Here is an 18,373-nt window from a genome sequence, read left to right on the forward strand (position 1 = left end):
AACTGTGACATCTGAACCAGTAAACCGGGTCCGGGCCGCATTTGCCATGGTATTGCTGGCAATGTTTGTCACAGGCTGTGTGACCAATACCGATAGCCGATTCGCGCGCGAAGCCGACCGCGACAAGGCCGTCAGGAACTACGTCAAGCTGGCGACCGCCTATATTGGCCAGGGCAATGTGGATCGCGCCCGGAACCATCTTGAGCGTGCGCTTGAAATTTCACCGGACAACCCGGGTGCCCTGGCAGCGATGGGCCTGGTCTATCAGACGGAGGGCGAGCCGGAACTCGCCGAGCGGTCATTCAAGGATGCACTCGACAATGATCCGGATTATACCCGTGGGCGTGTTTACTACGGGGCTTATCTGTACGGGGAACGCCGGTTTGAAGAGGCCCGGGATCAGTTCCTCGCTGCGTCCAGAGACACCGGCTACGGTGAGAGAGCGTCGGTATTCTTCAATCTGGGCCTGACCGAGGAGCGAATCGGCAACCTGGAAGGCGCGACTACGGCCTATCGGCGGGCGGTTGAATTGTCCCGTGGCGACGCGAGATCGCTGCTCGCACTGTCTCGTACACTGGTTGAGGCTGGCAATTATGAAGCTGCCTCTCGCCATTACAGCCGCCTGACGAACCTGATGCAACGCAACAAGAACCTTCGCCACTCCCCGGAGAGCCTTTACACGGGAATCCGTATTGCTCACCATTTTGGCGACCGCAATCTTGCATCGAGCCTGGGGCTGCAATTAAAGAACAACTTCCCGAACTCTGTCGAATACCAACAATACAGGGTGATGACCTCAAATGGACAGTGATGACACGCAACAGTCAGTGGTGAATGACCCCGCAGGGCAACAACTCAGGCGCGCGCGGGAGCAGAAGGGGCTGAGTGTCTCGGCTGTCGCTGATGCGCAACACCTGCGCCCGGCGGTAATCCATGCCATCGAGGATGGTGATTACCGACAGATCGACAGTGAACTGTTCCTGAAGGGATATGTCAGAACCTATGCGCGACAGGTCGACCTGGACCCGGATGCGGTGATTGCGACACTGGATAAGGAACTGGAACCCTTAAGGCAGGAAAAAGCCCAGGCGGAAGAGTTGAATCCCCTGGTAGATATTGAACGCCGCAGGCGCCAGAAACGGCGGATTGCCAAGCTTTTGTTTTTTCTCCTGGTGATTGCCGTTGCCGTGTTCATTGGTCTACGTGTACTGGATACAACGAGTTTAACGCAGGCGCCTGAAGAGTCTGGCAGTCCCGACGTCGCGTCAGAGATGACCGACGAGGTTGAACCCGGAGGCGAAAGCACTGACGCAGCAGATATCAGTACGAACACCGGGGACGGGTCTGACGTGACAGAAATGGCACCGATGGACGATGAGCCGGTCATTGACGAACCAGCGATAATGGACGAAAACAATTCGGCAGTTGGGGAGCAGGAAGAGGATTCCCGGGTTGCCGATAGTGAATCCGCTGGGGCCGGAGACACTGCTCAGGAGCCTGAATCGGCCCCGTCTGGCGACATTACCGAGAGCAGCGTACCGGTCGTTACCAGTTCTCCGGGACCCGCGTTCGAGGAGAGCGCCCAGCCGGCCGCCGCAGTTGGCAGTGCGCGGTTGGAAATGACGTTCAGTGACGAGTGCTGGGTTCAGGTAACCGACTCCGCAGGCAATCGTCTGGTAGGCTCGCTGCAGCAGGACGGTGACCGGATCGAAGTATCCGGACGGGTGCCGATTGAGGTGATTGTTGGCGCTGTTGATGCCGTTGAATCAATACGCTTCGACGGTGACCCGGTGAATATGTCCGGTTTCCGTGTCGTCAATAACCGTGCAGAATTCACGCTGGATATCTGATAGTTACTCACGTACACACTTTTCCGGTTAGCAGGCTATGAATCACGAATCTCCGATCAAAAGACGTAAATCCCGCCAGATCATGGTGGGTGATGTTCCCGTAGGTGGGGACGCTCCGATCGCCGTTCAGAGTATGACCAACACCAATACCTGCGACGTAGATGCAACGGTTGGTCAGATCCGTGCATTGCAGGAGGCTGGTGCCGACATCGTGCGGGTATCGGTGCCATCCATGGATGCGGCTGAGGCCTTCGGCAAGATCCGCTCCCTGGTGTCGGTGCCGCTGGTGGCTGATATCCATTTTGACCACAAGATTGCGCTGCGGGTAGCGGAACTGGGGGTTGACTGCCTGCGGATCAATCCCGGCAATATTGGTCGGGATGACCGCGTCAGCGCGGTGATCAGCGCAGCTCGTGACCGTAATATTCCGATCCGTATCGGGGTGAACGCCGGTTCACTGGAGAAGGCTCTTCAACGCAAATATGGCGAACCCACACCCGAAGCCCTGGTGGAATCGGCCATGCGTCATATCGACATTCTGGACAAGCACGATTTCCAGGATTTCAAGGTCAGTCTCAAGGCGTCGGAAGTATTCATGACCGTCGCGGCGTATCGCCTGATTGCGGCGCAGATTGATCAGCCCCTGCATCTGGGCATCACGGAGGCCGGTGGCTTACGTTCCGGCACGGTGAAATCGTCTATCGGGCTCGGCATGCTGTTAATGGACGGCATTGGCGACACCATCAGAGTGTCACTGGCGGCGGATCCGGTGCAGGAAATCAAGGTTGGCTTCGATATCCTCAAAAGCCTGCGCCTGCGCAGCCGCGGCATCAACTTCGTTGCCTGCCCGAGCTGTTCGCGGCAGAACTTTGATGTTATTCAGACCATGAATGACCTTGAGGCGCGGCTTGAAGACGTCAACGAATCCCTGGACGTGGCCATTATTGGCTGCATCGTCAACGGTCCTGGCGAGGCTAAGGTGGCAGATCTTGGTCTGACCGGCGGCAGCCCCAAGAACCTGTTCTATATGTCGGGCAAGCCTAACCAGAAGCTGGACAATGCCAACCTGACCGACGATCTGGAGCGGCTGATCCGCGAGGAAGTTGCCCGCCGCAAGGAAAAGGAAGATGCGATCATTACCCGCTCGAGCGACTGAGTGCCGATCGTCAAATCACTGAAACTGATAAGGTAGTAACTTGGCTAAGATCCAGGCAATTCGCGGGATGAACGATATCCTGCCAGAGCAGACGCCGGTATGGCAGTTTGTGGAAGACACGGTCAGGCGGGTGCTTTCGCAGTACGGTTACCAGGAAATCCGTATGCCCGTGGTGGAACAGACTGACCTGTTCAAACGTTCTATCGGCGAAGTAACGGATATCGTCGAGAAGGAGATGTACACCTTCGAAGACCGGAACGGCGACAGCCTGACCCTGCGCCCGGAAGGCACGGCGGGTTGTGTCCGCGCTGCGGAAGAGCACGGCCTGCTTTTCAACCAGACCCGGCGCCTGTGGTATACAGGGCCAATGTTCCGGCACGAGCGCCCGCAAAAAGGACGATATCGTCAGTTCCACCAGATAGGTGTGGAATGTTTTGGCATGAATGGCCCGGACATCGACGCTGAACTGCTGGTGCTCACGGCCCGCTTGTGGCGTGAACTCGGGTTGGGGGAGCATACCCGCCTGGAAATCAATTCCATTGGCACCTCGGCAGCCCGTCGCGAATACCGCGAGGCTCTGGTGGCCTACCTTTCAGGGTATCGGGATCAGCTGGATGAGGACAGTCTACGCCGTCTGGAATCCAATCCTCTGCGCATTCTTGACAGCAAACACCCGGAAACCCAGCAGCTTCTTGTGGATGCGCCCAGGCTGGATGACTACCTCGATCAGGAGTCTCTGGACCACTTCCGGGAACTTCGTGCACTGCTGGATGCCGCGAACATCCGTTATACCGTGAATCCGCGGCTGGTGCGTGGGCTGGATTACTATGGCAAAACGGTTTTCGAGTGGATTACCGATAGCCTTGGTGCTCAGGGCACGGTGTGCGCCGGTGGCCGCTATGACGGACTGGTTGAGCAGTTGGGTGGCAAGTCCACCTACGCCGTCGGATTCGCCATGGGGCTCGAACGGCTGATCCTCCTGCTGGAAACACTCAACCTTGTTCCGGCCAGTGTGAACGGCAATGTTGATGTGTATGTGACGGCCATGGGCGACGCGGCAGTCGCACCGGCGCTGGCACTGGGCGAGGCCTTGCGTTCGGCCGTGCCGAAAGTGCGGGTAATGAGCCATTGTGGCGGCGGCAGCTTCAAAAGCCAGATGAAGAAGGCAGATCGCAGCGGCGCCCGCTATGCGGTTATCCTTGGCGAGAACGAGCTGGCCACGGGTACGGTTGGTCTCAAGCCTCTGCGTTCGGATGAACCGCAGCAGGACGTTGCTCAGGCTGAACTTGCGGACCTACTGAAAGAAATGCTGGGCCGCTGATGGCGGACTGAAAGGCGTCAGGCACAATAATCATTTATTACAGGAGTCATCATGGCTGAAATGCGCACTGAGGAAGAACAGGTCCAGGCAATCAAGGACTGGTGGAAGAATAATGGCAGCTCGCTCCTGATTGGTATCGCTGCGGCACTGGCCATCGTTTTTGGCTGGCAGGCCTGGCAGAACCACCAGATGCAGCAGCGCACCGAGGCTGCTTCCCAGTTTGCTGACCTGATCAACGCCTACAGCGATGAGAGTGATGAAAACCGCGCCGAGACCGTGGCCTATGTGGCGGAGACGCTGCGTGAGGATTACGCCGACAGTGCATTTGCCATCTACGGTATGTTGATGCTGGCCCGGCAACAGATGATGGAGCAGAATGATGCGGAGGCTGCCATTGAGTCCCTCTCCTGGGCGCAAGAAAAGGCCGGTGAATCGGGGCCGCTGGCACTGGTAATCCGTAACCGGCTCGCCCGCGCCCATTTCGCGGCTGAACAGTATGACCAGGCCCTTTCCATCATCGGGAATGTGGGCGATGCTGGCAGCTTCAGTGCCATTTTTACCGAACTGAAAGGCGACATCCTGCTGGCCCAGGGGGACCGCGATGGTGCCCGTGAAGCCTACCTGGCTGCCAGAGATCAGAGCCAGCAGGGGCGCAGCGGTATTCTCGAGCTCAAGCTGTCGGATCTTGGCGTAGGGGAGGGAGCCTGATGCCCCTGATGTTGCTCGGGCAGAGGCGTTCCGTTTCCCTGATTGGCCTGCTGGTGATGGCACTGCTGGCCGGTTGTAGCAGCACGGATACCTTCGAACAGCCCGCACCGCTGCCTGAAATCTCCGCCACTGTGGAGCTCGAAAGTGTGTGGACGATGGGTGTTGGAGAAGGCCACAATGAAAAATTCCTTTATCTGGCACCGCTGAATGCCGGCGATACCCTCTATGCAGCATCGGCCGAGGGAGAAATCTGGGCCGTTGACCCTGAAAATGGTGCCGTTGCCTGGTATCAGGAGCTTGAGGAGGACATCAGTGCCGGAGTTGGCGGCGATCAGGGTAATCTTTATCTGGTTACCAGCGACGCGCAGCTGAAGGCACTTTCGCGGGAGGACGGCACCGAGCTGTGGGAGCAGCCTCTCCCAAACGAGGCGCTGGCTTCCCCCCAGTCGAACGGGCGTCTTGTCGTTGTGCAGACCATCGACGGCAAAGTACTTGCCTTCAACACCAACGGCGGCGAAAAAGCCTGGCAGTATGACAGTGACGTACCGGTACTGTCCCTGCGGGCTGCGGCATCCCCCCTGGTGGGTGCAGACCTGGTTCTTGCGTCACTGGCGAACGGCAAACTGATGGCCATAGCTACTGAGTCCGGGCAGCCGGTATGGCAATATGAGGTTGGACAGCCTCAGGGCCGAACAGAGCTGGAACGACTGGTTGACGTTGCCGGCGAGCCGCTGATTCTCGAAAGCGCGGCCATGGTGGTTGGTTATCAGGGCAAGCTGGCGCTGGTTGACCTCCAGAGTGGTCAGGAAATCTGGAGCCGGAAGGAATCAAGCCTGCAGTCTCCGATGATCGGCAATGGCAACATTTTTGTAGCCGGCGCGGACGGTGACATCACAGCCTACCAAGGCTCGGATCGTCGTGAATTGTGGGTTCAGGACAGGTTGTCCTGGCGCCAGCCCACCCAGCCGGTCGTTTTTGGCGACTACCTGCTGGTTGGCGACTACGAAGGTTACATCCACATGCTGTCACTGGAGGACGGTAGCCTCCAGGGCCAGCTTGAGTTTGACGATGAAGGATTACGGGTGCCTTTTCAGCGCCTCCAGAACGGAAACCTTCTGGTTTATGGCAATAGCGGTAAAATGTCTGTTCTTAAAATCCGGGAGCGCGACTGAGCGTTCCTTTCCGGCCATATCGCTGTGAAGCGCTGGCCCTGTTTACTGTGTAGCGAAAGATTATGACCCCTGTAATTGCACTTGTCGGACGTCCCAACGTTGGCAAGTCGACACTGTTTAACCAGATGACGCGTTCCCGGGATGCGCTTGTAGCGGATTTTCCCGGCCTGACCCGTGACCGTAAATACGGTGAGGGCAATTACGAGGGCCAGCGGTTTATTGTGATTGATACCGGTGGACTGACCGGCGGTGAGGAAGGTCTTGATGCGGAAATGGCCCGCCAGTCGATGCAGGCGGTTGAAGAGGCGGATATTGTGCTGTTCCTGGTGGATGGCAAGTCGGGCCTCAATGGTGGTGACGAGCTGATTGCTGACCAACTGCGAAAGACCGGCAAGCAGGCGCACCTCGTCGTTAACAAGACCGATGGTCAGGACCCGGATATTGCTGCCTCCGATTTCCACGGACTGGGTTTCCAGTCGACCTTCCTGATCGCGGCTTCCCACAACAGGGGCATCCGTTCGATGCTTGAAGAGCTACTGCCCTCGGAAGAGGAGCGTGAAGCTCAGGATCGCGCAGACCGTTACCCCGGCATTCGGATAGGAATCGTTGGTCGCCCGAACGTTGGTAAATCCACTCTTGTTAACCGCATGCTGGGTGAAGACAGGGTGGTGGTGTTCGACATGCCTGGTACCACCCGGGACAGCGTCTACATCCCCTACGAGCGGATGGATCATCAATACACGCTTATTGATACCGCGGGTGTTCGCCGTCGCAAAAACGTCAGTGAAACGGTGGAAAAGTTTTCCATCATCAAGACGCTGCAGGCAATCGACGACGCCCATGTGGTTATTCTGGTGATTGATGCCCGGGAAGGTCTGGTGGACCAGGACCTGCACCTGATTGGCTTTGTGCTGGATGCGGGCCGCTCTCTGGTGATTGCGGTCAACAAATGGGATGGCATGGACCCGGAAGACAAGGCGAAGGTGAAGGAACAGGTTCAGCGTCGCCTGGACTTCCTCGACTACGCCGACAAACATTACATTTCTGCGCTTCATGGCTCCGGCGTCGGCGTGATGTACGACTCGGTCCATGACTGTTACGAATCAGCGATGGCAAAATGGCCGACCAACCGCCTGACCGCCATTCTGCAGGATGCGACCGCCCAGCATCAGCCACCGCTGGTGCAGGGCCGACGCATCAAGCTCCGTTATGCGCACCAGGGCGGCTCCAATCCTCCGGTCATCGTTGTGCACGGTAACCAGACGGATGCGTTGCCGGGCGCATACAAACGCTATCTTGAAAACACCTTTCGCAAGGTCCTTAAGGTAAATGGTTCGCCGATCCGCTTTGAATTCCGTTCCAGCGAAAACCCGTTTGCCAACAAGGTCAGCCGGCTGACACCCCGTCAGAAGGTCAAGCAGGATAACGACATCAAAAAGGGCCGGCCGGTCAAGAAAAAAGCAAGAATGAAGAGCAAGAAACGCTAAGCCTGCCAGGGGCGGGGCTGATTGTCAGACCAGCCCTGCGTCCTCGACCTGTTTGGCCTGTACGGTGGTTATGGCAATGGTAAAGACGATGTCTTCCACCAATGCGCCCCGCGAAAGGTCATTCACCGGTTTTCTAAGGCCCTGAAGCATCGGGCCGATACTCACCACGTTGGCGCTGCGCTGGACGGCCTTGTAGGTTGTATTGCCGGTATTCAGATCCGGAAAGATAAACACTGTGGCCTTGCCGGCAACCTTGCTGTCCGGGGCCTTGCTTCTGGCAACGCTCTCTATGGCCGCGGCGTCGTATTGCAGGGGGCCATCAATCAACAGGTCAGGCCGCCTCTGCCGGGCAATTCTGGTGGCTTCGCGTACCTTTTCCACATCCTTGCCACTGCCGGACTCGCCGGTGCTGTAACTGATCATTGCCACGACGGGCTCAATCCCGAAGGCTTCCGCTGAACCGGCGCTCTGAATGGCTATATCGGCCAGTTCCTCGGCGTTAGGGTCAGGATTGATGGCGCAGTCTCCATAAACCACAACCTGCTGTGGCAGCAGCATGAAGAAAACCGACGACACAACCTTGGCATGATCGTGGGTCTTGATAAGCTGCATTGCCGGGCGCACGGTGTTGGCGGTTGTATGGACCGCACCGGAGACCAGGCCATCCGCCTTGCCTTCGGCAACCATCATGGTGCCCAGAACCACGTTATCTTCCAGCATCGCTTCAGCCATGTCGGGAGCAAGCCCTTTGTGCTGTCGAAGCTTCACCATGGGCTCGATGTAGTCTTTGCGAACCTCGGCCGGATCGATGACTTCCAGGTCTTCGGGCAGTTCAAGGCCCTGGGACTGGGCGACATTGGCGATATCGTTACGGTCCCCCAGCATGATGCAGTGGGCCAATCCCCGTTGGTGGCAGATAATCGCAGCCTGAACCGTGCGGGGCTCGTTACCCTCTGGCAGCACGATGCGTTTGGCAGCAGCCCTGGCGCGCTCTGACAGCAGGTAACGGAAAGCCGGTGGTGATAGACGGCTCTGACGGTCCACTTTCAGGTGCTCTCTGAGCCATTCGGCGTCGATGCGGGTGGCGACGGCCTCCATGGCCTTTTCGATCCGGTCCGGGTCGTCCACGGGGATAGCCGGGGAAAGGTTGGCCAGCCGGTGAGCGGTTTCGTAGGTATTGGTTTCAGCTCGCATAACCGGCAGACCGGTTTCCAGTGCACGGCGGCACAAATCCACCACTCTGTCGTCGGGCATCAGCCCGCCGGTCAGCATCATGCCCGCCAGGGGAACGCCATTGAGTGCAGCAACCGCGGTGGTCACGATAATGTCTTCACGGTCTCCGGGAGTAACCATGAGCGTTCCGGGTCTCAACGTGTCCACCATGTTGCGGATGGTGCGCGCACTGACGGTTACCTTCTGAACGCGTCGTGTGTGCATTTCGCCTTCGTGGAGCACTTCCGAATTCATTTCACGAATAATGTCTGATACCCGTGGCGCCAGCAGTTCCGGTTGCCAGGGGACGACCGCGAGCAAACGGTAGCGGCCCTGACTGAATACCTTGCAGACCTGGCCGTAATCGACGGTCTCTTCCGTGGCTCGGGAATTTACCCGGGGCGTGAATTCCGACTTTTCTGGCTCACCCACTTTATTAAGCACAACCCCAATGACTTCCTGATCGGCCGAGCTGGAGAACAGGCGGGCGTAAAAATCCAGTTCCTCATCCAGGGTTTTCGGGTCAGTATTGCCAGGTGTGCTTACCAGTACAACCTCGGAGCCGAGGTTACGGGCAACTTCAACGTTCAGCCTCGCAATATAGGCTTCGCTGCGGTCCGGAACCAGGCCTTCAATAATGACCACGTCAACGGTTTTGGCAACCTTCTGGTATTCGCCAACGATGGTTTCGAGCAGTTGATCGGCCTTGCCCGTGTTGAGAAGTTTCTGCGCCTCCTTGAGATTCATGGGCTCGGGAGGCTCAAGGTGGCTGCGGGCGCGAACAAAGGCTACAGAGGTGTCTTCACCACGATTATGGTGGGCTTCGCCCTCATGGACCGACTGACGAAACGGCTTGTAGAACCCCACGCTGACACCGACCCGTTCGAGGGCGCGGAGCAACCCCAGGCATACCGATGTCAGGCCGGAATTCATGGAAGTGGGCGCAATATAAAGGTTCTTTGCCATGACAGGCTCCCTGCGTTGATTCGTGATTAGCCGACCATTCCGGGCCGGACTGAAGCCAGGGCTTCACGGGCAATCACCAGTTCTTCATTGGTCGGTATGACCAGGACACGGAACCGACTGTCGGCGCCCTCGATCTGACCATCGCTGATGCTGCCATGATGGCTGTTCAGCTCCTTGTCGATCGTAAAGCCGAACAGGACCAGGTGTCCCAGGGTTTTCTGTCTTACCAGGCTGCTGTTTTCACCGATCCCACCAGTGAATACCAGCGCGTCCAGGTGAGCCAGAGAGGCCATCATGGCACCTATATAGCGGGCGAGGCGGAAGCAGAAGACATCAATGGCCGTTCGAGATGGTTCATGGCCGTGATCGGCCAGTTCGCACAAGGACCGCATGTCGTTGGTCTGGCCTGACAGCCCTAGCAGGCCACTTTCGTTGTTCAGCAACCGGTGAACCTCCCGGGCGGGCACACCCTTATTGGCAAGGAAATCGAACAGGCCCGGGTCGACATCACCACTACGGGTACCCATTACCAGACCTTCCAGTGGGGTCAGCCCCATACTGGTATCAACGCTGTTGCCGTCACGGATGGCAGTAATGCTGCATCCATTGCCAAGGTGCGCCGAGATAATTGAGGTGGTGGCAGGTGTTTTGCCCAGCATTCGCGCGGCTTCACTGACCATAAACTGATGGCTTGTGCCGTGAAAGCCGTAACGCCGTACCCCCCAGTCTTTGTACAAACTCAGCGGAACGGCGTAGAGAAACGCTTTCTCAGGCAGGGTCTGGTGGAAGGCGGTATCGAATACCGCTACCTGGGGAATGTCAGGGAACAGGGCGGTAGTCGCTTCGATCCCGGCCATGTTGACGGGGTTGTGGAGTGGCGCAAGGCTCGCGCATTCTTTTATGGCATCCAGTACATCTTCTTTGATCAGGGCGGCCTGGCGAAAGGTTTCACCACCATGGACAACCCGGTGACCGATGGCCGCAGGTTCGACATCAAGCAACCCGCTGTCCTGCAATACCTTCACCAGTGCATTCAGCGCATCCCGATGTTTGGCGCCGGCTGCCAGTTCGATCGACTCCTTACGGCCTTCCAACGTCGCAAAGGCATCGTCTTTGCCGAGTCTTTCAGCCAGGCCGCTGGCCAGCTTGTTCAGGTGGTCATCAAACAGCGCAACTTTGAGCGACGAACTGCCACAGTTGATGACAAGTATCGATCCTTCCATTTCCAATCCGTTCCAATCAGTGGTTTTTCAGCGGACGCGATGGTTGGTTCTGAGCCAATCCTGAAAGTCGCGCTCTGGTAACGGGCGACTATAGAAGTAGCCCTGTGAGTAGTCGCAGCCTTCTCTTTGAAGGAAGTGGGTCTGTGCTTCTTCCTCGACACCCTCGGCAATCACTCTCAGACCAAGACTGTGGGCCATATTGATGATGGCTTTGACCAGGGCTGCATCGTCCTGTTCTTTCATGACGTCCTGAACAAAGGATTTGTCGATTTTCAGGGTATCAAAGGGATAGCTCTTCAGGTAGCTCAGTGCAGAGTAGCCGGTGCCGAAGTCATCCACTGAGAGGCGAATGCCGGACTGGTCCAGTTGCCGGAGTATATCGGCCGTTTCGATAGTGTTGTCCAGTATCAGCCGTTCAGTGATTTCCAGTTCCAGCTGTTGGGGCTCGAGGCCGCTGGTTTCCAGTGCATTCATGACCGTGTAGACAAACCCGGGATCCCGGAACTGGCGGGGTGATACGTTCACCGATATGCCGATGCTGGTGCCAGTGGTTTCCTTCCAGCGCATGGCTGCCAGGCAGGCCTCCTGCAGTACCCATTCACCAATAGGGGTGATCAGGCCGGTTTCCTCTGCCAGAGGAATAAAACGGTCGGGCATGACCATGCCCAGCCCCGGACTGTTCCAACGCAGAAGGGCCTCCGCGGAGCACAGTTCGCCGGATTCGGTATGAACGATGGGTTGGTAGTAAAGCTCGAACTCCTTCTGTTCCAGTGCCCGGCGCATCAACGATTCCATCTGCAGCCGTTCGTGCGATACTTCAGTCATCTCCGGAGCAAAGTGCGCGTAGGCGCTCTTTCCCTTGTGCTTGGCCTGGTACATGGCGGCATCGGCATGCTGTAACAGGTTGCCGCTGTTATCAGAGTCGTTGGGGAATATGGCGATGCCAATACTGGTAGTGACAAAGACTTCCTGGCCGTTCAGCAGGTAGGGTGGCGCAAAGGTCTTGAGTATGCGTTCCGCAACCTGAGAGGTGGCTTCGGGCCCGGTCAATCCCGGCAGTATGACCAGAAACTCATCGCCTCCAAGCCTGGCGACGGTACTGGTGCCGCGCAGGCAGCTCGAGATACGTCGTGCCGCTTCAATCAGCAGGTTGTCGCCGGCATCGTGTCCGAGGGTGTCGTTAATGTGCTTGAAGTTGTCCAGGTCAAGAAACATGACGCCGACCAGGGAGCTTTCGCGCCGTGCCTGGGCCAATGCCAGTTTTAGCCGGTCAAGTGCCAGCATGCGGTTGGGAAGGCCGGTAAGAATGTCGTAGTTGGCCTGCCGGAGCAGCTGCTGTTCGTAGCGTTTGCGGATACTGATGTCCTCGCCGAGGATGAGGTACCCCGTTGCCTCTCCCTTGGAGTTCTTGATGGGTGTGACAATCAGTTGCTCCCAGAATCGCTCGCCGTTCTTGCGAACGCTGTTTATCTCACCCTGCCAGACACCTACACGCTGTACCTGAAGCCTGATCGACTGCCATAACTGCCGGTTTTCGCGGTGGGCATGGGCCTCTTCGGAAAGTACGCCAGGGTGTTTGCCGATGATTGTTTCAGCATCGTAACCGGTCAGCTGGGTAAACTTCTGGTTGGCAAACTCGATGCGCCACTGGCGATCACAAATGAGCACCGACGAAGGGCTTTGTTCAATCGCCTTGGAGAATTTGCGAATTTCCTCGGCGTCCCGCTCCTGGCGTTCAAGATCATCGTTCAGCCGTTCCCGCATCTGGTTAATGGCCTCTGTTACCTGGGCGAGTTCGTCGCTGCGATTCAGCGACGTATCCGGCCGGTCCAGTTGCAGTGGCTGGGCAAGGTTGTTAAGGGAGAAGTTGCGGGCATAGCTGGCCATGGTACTGAGATGGCGGGCAACGAAATGCTGGAATATCCAGATGATCAGTATCGATATAAAGAACGTTTTGAAGAACTGGGTCGTCAGTACCACCACAACCTTTCGCCGCATATCCGAATAGACGCGCTTCAGATCCGCAGTAACAGTCAGCTGGCCAAGGGTGAACATGTCGTCACCCTGATGGTTCAGGTCGAAAGTGTGGGTGGTGGTTTTTGTATCGCGGGGAATCTCGCCCATGATCAGTTCCGAGTCCGGCTCGATCTTGAGGCGTAGGTGGACGATGTCCGGAAGGCTCAGTATGCCTTCAAGCTGGGTCTGTAGCAGTTTCTGATCCAGCGCCCAGAGGCTTCGGGCAAGGCTGGAGGTATACCCGGTTTCGATGACTTTCATGCGCCGGTCGATCTGGGAGAGATCCTTGCGATAGTCGGAGTAGATCTGGGCAGCGGATGAAATCAGTGTGAACAGGGAGCTGAATAGCAGGATATACGCAAGCAGCCGGAACGACAGCGGGGACCCGGTTCTAAATCGTTGCAGGCGAGTCAAAAGTTTCTGCATGTCCTATATACTTCGGCCGCCCTGGGGAGGTTTGGTTGCAAATGGTCAGGCTTTGTTCTCAGGACTATAGCAGCAGTTTCTCGCAAATGCCTTGCAAATACAGGAAAAATCGGAAGAAATGTGTTGCTGTTCTGGATTTTAGTGAATGTGTCGCCAGTTGCACCGTTGACTCAGATCAAGATGCGCCAGTGAGGGCAGGGGTAATCTGGGCCCAGTTAATCAGGTTTGTCAGGGGGATGTGGCTATGTATACCGACGCAATTGTAATCGCGGGGATTGTAACCGTTTTACTGATGGTGGGGTTCTTTGTGGGTGTGGGGATTTTTGTCGTCAAGGATTCAAAGCATCAGCTTGGTGACCATGGCCGGCATTCGGAATCAGCCGCCCGGAAGGGCCACAAGCACTAACGAATAAAGGCTGGAAGTTGGCGTCCCCTAGGGGGTTCGAACCCCTGTTGCCGCCGTGAAAGGGCGGAGTCCTAGGCCACTAGACGAAGGGGACGCATCGCTTCAAAACCTTGCCTCGTCGAGGTGGCGCGTATATTAAGTAAGGAGTTGCGGGCTGTCAAACGGTTTTTTGAAAAAACTGTCAGGGTCCGTTCAGGCACTATTTGAGCGCTGCACCAGGTCAGACTATCTGATTCGGCCACCTCAGTACCTTGTTGCATCAGCAAGGGCAGGGCCGAGATCGGGAAAGCGAAACTGGAAGCCTTCGGCCTGGAGCCGCTCGGGTATTGCCATTTGCCCTGTCAGCAACAGCCGGGACATTTCTCCCAGGGCAATTTTCAGCACCGGTGCCGGCGCCGGAAAAATCGACGGTCGGCCGATAACGCCGGCAAGGCACTTGGTGAACCGCCGATTGGTCACAGGGTTGGGGCTGACCACATTGTACGCCCCCCTGGCAGTGTCCGTTTCCATCATCCATACCAGAGCTGCAACCACATCCTCACGATGCACCCACGGCATATACTGCTCACCGCTGCCAAGTCGACCTCCCAGGCCCAGCTTGAATGGCAACAACATACGTTGCAGGAAACCTCCGCCCGGCCCGGCAACAACCCCGGTGCGAGACAGGCAGACTCGTACTCCGGCAGGCTCCAGCCTGAGGGCAGCCTGTTCCCAGTCGCTGCATAACCTGTGGGTGAATTCGTCGTGGGGTGGAGTGTCTTCGGTGACCCGATGGCTGCTGCCCTGATCGCCGTAAAATCCGACGGCCGAACCGGACACCATCACCGCTGGAAGCATTTCCCAGCTTTTTATGACGTCAACGAGCTGGTCCGTAAGGGCAATGCGGCTGTCCCTGAGTTCCTGCTTGCGCGCTTCCGACCAGCGTTTCTCAGCGATGCCTTCCCCGGCGAGATTGATAACCGCCTCAAAACCTTCATCTCGACGAAGCTGGTCGAGGTTGTTCACGGCGTCCACCCGCCCGCACACTGCCTGGACGTTGTGGCTCGGCTGCCGGCTCAGAACGGTAAGAGTGTGCCCGTCAGCGATCAGTCTCTGGCACAGTGACTGGCCGATAAATCCAGTGCCTCCGGTAATCAGAATCCGTTTTCCCATGATCATTCACTCCTTGCTGAATGGCCGGTATCCCCGCACGAGGAGCAACTTCGGCTTGGGTTGTTATGCCGGCTGCTTCTGGCGCTCAAGCTCCTGGTTCACCACGTCGCGGATTGCGTCGCCCAGCTGCGGGTTTTCCCCGATCGGTGGGGCCAGGGTGATGGTGACATTATGGGTTGCCTGGAGCTCGTCTATCATTCCGGGTACGTCTTTTCTGAGGTGGCGGCCCGCAGCCAGAAACAGTGGAATGATGACAAAGGTATCGATACCGTCTTTTCTGGCTTCCGAGATGATGGTTTCCAGTGAGGGCTCTGCCAGTTCCATGTATGCGATTCGCGAGCCGGCCACCGATTTCAGCGTCGGTGTGGCGAGCTTTTCAAAAGTGTGGCACCAGCGCTGGTCGCTGCTTCCGTGCGCGAGAAGAATAATTCTGGGCTCAGTGTTCATGGTATCTCCTGATAGGACCAAAAGCCTGGTAGTTATCGTAAAGTGTAGCAGTGCCGGTACCCAAGCCGGCGCTTAACAATGAGACAGGGTAAATCATATGTTCGATTGGAAAGAGATTCTGGATTTCTGGTTTGGTGAACTGGATGAACAGGGGCTTCCGGACAGCGAGCACCGTAACCGCTGGTTTCGCCCCTCTCGCGCATTTGACCAGGAGATACGCCGCCGTTTTATTTCCATGGTGCTGTTTGCCTCTGAAGACGGGTTGCGTCACTGGAGAGGTATGCCGGGCGGCGCACTGGCCGAGATTATTCTGCTGGACCAGTTCACCCGGCAGATTCACCGGGGCGGGGCCCTGGCGTTCGACAACGACAAGCTGGCCATAAAACTGTGCAAGAGCGCCATGCGTAGTGGGCACGACATGGCAGTGCCGGCTGTGCAGAGGGCGTTTCTCTATATGCCGCTCCAGCATTCTGAGAAAAAGGAAGACCAGGATCTCTCCGTGGATTGTTACGAGCAGTTGGCATCAGCCACTGGCGGCGTTGCCGGGGATTTGATGCAGAGTTTTCTGCAGTCGGCGCGGGACCACCGGGAAATCATTGAAAGGTTCGGCCGTTTCCCTCACCGCAACAAGGCGTTGAACCGCAAATCCACTCCGGAGGAAGAGGTTTACCTCGAGTCAGGAAAGCGTTTCGGCCAATAGTGCCTGGTCAATCCGTGGAAAACGGAAGTGCCAATTTCATCAATGTTTCGGGGTGCGGGATGCGGCAGAATTTACAAAAACCAACAATAATCCCAGCCCGGGCTGTTTCGCTACGAGTGCAGCAGTTGCGGGCCGTCGAAACAAGGAAAACATGCCATGGTACAGGCACAGGTACCGGAGGTTAGTGCCCGCAGGGAACTGCCGGAGAACCGTTCGCTTCGTCAATCCATACGTTACAGCGGGCGTAAGGCCTCCCGCGCGAAGAGCGAGATACGACGCGTTGAAATTCTGGAGGCAACCTTACGGATTGCCGCGAGGGATGGCCTTCGCGGCATCAAACACAGGGCGGTGGCGCGTGAAGCGGGAGTGCCCTTGGCCGCCACCACTTATTATTTTCGCGATATTCACGAACTGATCAGCGATTCGTTCATGCTTTTCGCCGAGAAGGCGAGGGACAATCTCGACAGCTTCTACGACACTATTCATCTGGTGCTCGATACCATCCCCGCTCAAACCCTGCGTCGAGGTGGGGCCCAGCGCCGTGAGCTTGCCTCTCGTCTTTCTGTTATTTCCACTGCGTATCTTTACGACCAGTTCACCAGGCGGCGTGAGCAGGTCCTGGCTGAGCAGGTCTTTCTCCTGGAAGCCCTGAGGGACGACCGACTCGCGGGACTTGCACGAAACTACCGGGAGGCATGGACGGCAGGCTTGAGGCAGATTCTCGAACGGCTGGATTCGCCCGCGCCGGCCCGGGATGCGGCGCTGCTGGTGAATGTCACACTCGGGATGGGCTACGACAGCCTGCTTAATGGCAGAGAGGTGGATTATTCTGTGCTTGCCGCGACGGTCGAGCAGGTTATCGGGCTGGTTCTTGCCTGTCCAGCAGACTGATCAAGTAACGATCACGCCGATATCGGTCGCTGCGAAACCGCATCGCACTTTCCTCGCTGTTGATGGCGGTACGATAGGTCATGAGTATCGGCACGCTTCGGGGCAAACGGACATTTCGGGTCTCGCTGTTGGCAAAACGTTCGTCAAACGGTTTTTCAGTGCGCCAGCTATGCAGTCCGAACAGCGTTCCTGCGAGGGACTCCACATCCTCGACCCGGACACAGCCATTGCTGTAGAACCTTTCCGGGCTACTGAACAGTTCACCGGCCGGCGTGTCGTGCAGATAAACCTCAAAGGGATTGGAAAAACGTATAGCGATTGAGCCCAGTGGATTCGACGGCCCGGGTTGCTGTTGCAGGCGCATACTGGCCGGGCTGGGCCAGTATGCGGGCTCTGGTGGCAACTCGTTTCCTGAATGATCCAGTACTCTGATGTTCCGCCTTTGAAGATAGCCCGGGTCACTCATGATCCTGGGCAGCATGTCGTTCACAAAGATTGATTTCGGTATGTTCCATGCCGGGTAGAGCGTGAAATGCGTAATCAGCGACCGGAGTTCCGGGGTCTCCCTGCCGGGCTTGCCGACCTGCACCCGGTTATGCCAGACAGCCTTCCCTTTGTCATAAAGGGTTGCTTCGGCGCTGGCGATGTCGACGACCAGGCCTCTGTCCACAGGCTGGTTGAACGGCCACCGCAAGCGCTCGAGATTTGCACGAAGGGTAGCCAGCAGGTCGGCTGGTTGCCGGTTCAGCGCCTGGATAGTCGCCCGGCCAGCCCGACCGTCCTGAGTGAGGCTGAAATCCGCCTGGAACCGCGTGATGGCATCGGCAGTGGCGGCGGCATAATATCCGGGGTTACCGCTGCCGCCTCTGGACGGGTGCTGCAAATACCCCTGCGCGCTGAGCCTTGCCTTGAGCGTCTGCACCCTTGAACTCTCCATTCCCTCCAGCAGGGTTGGACCTGGTGCAATGGTTGGCCACGAGGGAGGATAATTCTCGAGTGCCCAACGATAGGCGTCCCGGAGTGCCAGGTATCGCGGATCACCTGAACGGGCCAGCTTGAAGGCCAGGGTCGGAGACCCACCGGAGTTTGCCAGTATCGGGGCTAGTGTGCCTTAACAAAAGTTCATCGATATAATTACAGCTCAAGAGTATAATTGCAGAAAGCATCGATGGAGCTACTGCAATGGGTCGACCCGTTATTCCTTTGATCATTACAGGCGAAGAACGCGAAGAGCTTAGTT

Annotated in this window: 16 protein-coding genes and 1 tRNA gene; 10 read left to right on the forward strand and 7 right to left on the reverse strand. The window is 57.2% G+C overall.

Annotated features, from left to right (window positions below):
• Nucleotides 1-46 precede the first annotated feature (46 nt).
• The 7 genes from pilW to der all read left to right on the forward strand — a co-directional run bounded on the left by pilW (nt 47) and on the right by der (nt 7,694).
• The gene (gene pilW, locus ABJM11_RS05125) at nt 47-811 is read left to right on the forward strand and encodes a type IV pilus biogenesis/stability protein PilW (RefSeq protein ID WP_348296067.1); all 765 of its coding nucleotides are present in this window, start codon (nt 47-49) and stop codon (nt 809-811) included.
• Nucleotides 801-1,850, forward strand: a complete 1,050-nt coding sequence (locus ABJM11_RS05130) for a RodZ domain-containing protein (protein WP_348296051.1) — start codon at nt 801-803, stop codon at nt 1,848-1,850. Before pilW ends, ABJM11_RS05130 begins: the two co-directional genes overlap by 11 nt.
• 37 nt (nt 1,851-1,887) lie before the next feature.
• Nucleotides 1,888-3,006, forward strand: a complete 1,119-nt coding sequence (ispG, locus tag ABJM11_RS05135) for a flavodoxin-dependent (E)-4-hydroxy-3-methylbut-2-enyl-diphosphate synthase (RefSeq protein ID WP_348296052.1) — start codon at nt 1,888-1,890, stop codon at nt 3,004-3,006.
• 40 nt (nt 3,007-3,046) lie between these two features.
• Nucleotides 3,047-4,327: a histidine--tRNA ligase gene (gene hisS / locus ABJM11_RS05140; RefSeq protein ID WP_348296053.1), complete on the forward strand. Its 1,281-nt coding sequence runs from the start codon at nt 3,047-3,049 to the stop codon at nt 4,325-4,327.
• A 51-nt stretch (nt 4,328-4,378) separates the two neighbouring features.
• Entirely contained in the window at nt 4,379-5,035 is a 657-nt protein-coding gene (locus tag ABJM11_RS05145; RefSeq protein WP_348296054.1) for a tetratricopeptide repeat protein, read from the forward strand.
• Nucleotides 5,035-6,207, forward strand: coding sequence for an outer membrane protein assembly factor BamB (bamB, locus tag ABJM11_RS05150; RefSeq protein WP_348296055.1), 1,173 nt, complete (start codon nt 5,035-5,037; stop codon nt 6,205-6,207). Before ABJM11_RS05145 ends, bamB begins: the two co-directional genes overlap by 1 nt.
• A gap of 62 nt (nt 6,208-6,269) precedes the next feature.
• Nucleotides 6,270-7,694 carry a ribosome biogenesis GTPase Der gene (der, locus tag ABJM11_RS05155; protein ID WP_348296056.1) on the forward strand — a complete coding sequence of 475 codons (1,425 nt, stop codon included), beginning with the start codon at nt 6,270-6,272 and terminating at the stop codon, nt 7,692-7,694.
• A gap of 24 nt (nt 7,695-7,718) precedes the next feature.
• On the opposite strand, the gene pta is transcribed toward der, so the two are convergent.
• The 3 genes from pta to ABJM11_RS05170 are packed head-to-tail and all read right to left on the reverse strand — an operon-like array spanning nt 7,719 to nt 13,537.
• The gene (gene pta, locus ABJM11_RS05160) at nt 7,719-9,872 is read right to left on the reverse strand and encodes a phosphate acetyltransferase (RefSeq protein ID WP_348296057.1); all 2,154 of its coding nucleotides are present in this window, start codon (nt 9,870-9,872) and stop codon (nt 7,719-7,721) included.
• A 26-nt stretch (nt 9,873-9,898) separates the two neighbouring features.
• Nucleotides 9,899-11,095 (reverse strand): acetate kinase, encoded by a 1,197-nt coding sequence (locus ABJM11_RS05165; protein WP_348296058.1) that lies wholly within the window; start codon nt 11,093-11,095, stop codon nt 9,899-9,901.
• Between the two features lie 27 nt (nt 11,096-11,122).
• The gene (locus ABJM11_RS05170) at nt 11,123-13,537 is read right to left on the reverse strand and encodes an EAL domain-containing protein (protein WP_348296059.1); all 2,415 of its coding nucleotides are present in this window, start codon (nt 13,535-13,537) and stop codon (nt 11,123-11,125) included.
• Nucleotides 13,538-13,781: 244 nt separating this feature from the next.
• Between ABJM11_RS05170 and ccoM the strand changes: the two genes are divergently transcribed.
• Nucleotides 13,782-13,943 (forward strand): cytochrome c oxidase subunit CcoM, encoded by a 162-nt coding sequence (ccoM, locus tag ABJM11_RS22460; protein WP_407069964.1) that lies wholly within the window; start codon nt 13,782-13,784, stop codon nt 13,941-13,943.
• An 18-nt stretch (nt 13,944-13,961) separates the two neighbouring features.
• Here the strand turns inward: ccoM and ABJM11_RS05180 are convergent.
• The 3 genes from ABJM11_RS05180 to ABJM11_RS05190 form a co-directional block, all read right to left on the reverse strand.
• Nucleotides 13,962-14,037, reverse strand: a tRNA-Glu gene (locus ABJM11_RS05180).
• 149 nt (nt 14,038-14,186) lie between these two features.
• Complete coding sequence (locus ABJM11_RS05185) at nt 14,187-15,095, reverse strand: TIGR01777 family oxidoreductase (RefSeq protein WP_348296060.1); 909 nt, start codon at nt 15,093-15,095, stop codon at nt 14,187-14,189.
• Between the two features lie 63 nt (nt 15,096-15,158).
• Nucleotides 15,159-15,542 (reverse strand): CbiX/SirB N-terminal domain-containing protein, encoded by a 384-nt coding sequence (locus ABJM11_RS05190; protein ID WP_348296061.1) that lies wholly within the window; start codon nt 15,540-15,542, stop codon nt 15,159-15,161.
• Between the two features lie 97 nt (nt 15,543-15,639).
• On the opposite strand from ABJM11_RS05190, the gene ABJM11_RS05195 reads away from it, so the two are divergent.
• Complete coding sequence (locus tag ABJM11_RS05195; protein WP_348296062.1) at nt 15,640-16,242, forward strand: DUF924 family protein; 603 nt, start codon at nt 15,640-15,642, stop codon at nt 16,240-16,242.
• 156 nt (nt 16,243-16,398) lie between these two features.
• On the forward strand, nt 16,399-17,133 hold the full coding sequence (locus tag ABJM11_RS05200) for a TetR family transcriptional regulator (protein ID WP_348296063.1): 735 nt from the start codon (nt 16,399-16,401) through the stop codon (nt 17,131-17,133).
• Here the strand turns inward: ABJM11_RS05200 and ABJM11_RS05205 are convergent.
• A complete protein-coding gene (locus ABJM11_RS05205) occupies nt 17,099-18,055 on the reverse strand; it encodes a L,D-transpeptidase family protein (RefSeq protein WP_348296064.1) in 957 nt (318 codons plus the stop codon). The two genes, ABJM11_RS05200 and ABJM11_RS05205, sit on opposite strands and share 35 nt — an antisense overlap.
• Nucleotides 18,056-18,373 lie beyond the last annotated feature (318 nt).

Origin of the sequence: Marinobacter sp., assembly GCF_039977835.1 — a bacterium.
GTDB lineage: Bacteria > Pseudomonadota > Gammaproteobacteria > Pseudomonadales > Oleiphilaceae > Marinobacter.

Bases quoted from the DNA above. Each gene is read 5' to 3' on its own strand.
- pilW (WP_348296067.1), top strand. From the start codon at position 47: ATGGTATTGCTGGCAATGTTTGTCACAGGCTGTGTGACCAATACCGAT.
- ABJM11_RS05130 (WP_348296051.1), top strand. From the start codon at position 801: ATGGACAGTGATGACACGCAACAGTCAGTGGTGAATGACCCCGCAGGG.
- ispG (WP_348296052.1), top strand. From the start codon at position 1,888: ATGAATCACGAATCTCCGATCAAAAGACGTAAATCCCGCCAGATCATG.
- ABJM11_RS05145 (WP_348296054.1), top strand. From the start codon at position 4,379: ATGGCTGAAATGCGCACTGAGGAAGAACAGGTCCAGGCAATCAAGGAC.
- bamB (WP_348296055.1), top strand. From the start codon at position 5,035: ATGCCCCTGATGTTGCTCGGGCAGAGGCGTTCCGTTTCCCTGATTGGC.
- der (WP_348296056.1), top strand. From the start codon at position 6,270: ATGACCCCTGTAATTGCACTTGTCGGACGTCCCAACGTTGGCAAGTCG.
- pta (WP_348296057.1), bottom strand. From the start codon at position 9,872: ATGGCAAAGAACCTTTATATTGCGCCCACTTCCATGAATTCCGGCCTG.
- ABJM11_RS05165 (WP_348296058.1), bottom strand. From the start codon at position 11,095: ATGGAAGGATCGATACTTGTCATCAACTGTGGCAGTTCGTCGCTCAAA.
- ABJM11_RS05170 (WP_348296059.1), bottom strand. From the start codon at position 13,537: ATGCAGAAACTTTTGACTCGCCTGCAACGATTTAGAACCGGGTCCCCG.
- ccoM (WP_407069964.1), top strand. From the start codon at position 13,782: ATGTATACCGACGCAATTGTAATCGCGGGGATTGTAACCGTTTTACTG.
- ABJM11_RS05185 (WP_348296060.1), bottom strand. From the start codon at position 15,095: ATGGGAAAACGGATTCTGATTACCGGAGGCACTGGATTTATCGGCCAG.
- ABJM11_RS05190 (WP_348296061.1), bottom strand. From the start codon at position 15,542: ATGAACACTGAGCCCAGAATTATTCTTCTCGCGCACGGAAGCAGCGAC.
- ABJM11_RS05195 (WP_348296062.1), top strand. From the start codon at position 15,640: ATGTTCGATTGGAAAGAGATTCTGGATTTCTGGTTTGGTGAACTGGAT.
- ABJM11_RS05200 (WP_348296063.1), top strand. From the start codon at position 16,399: ATGGTACAGGCACAGGTACCGGAGGTTAGTGCCCGCAGGGAACTGCCG.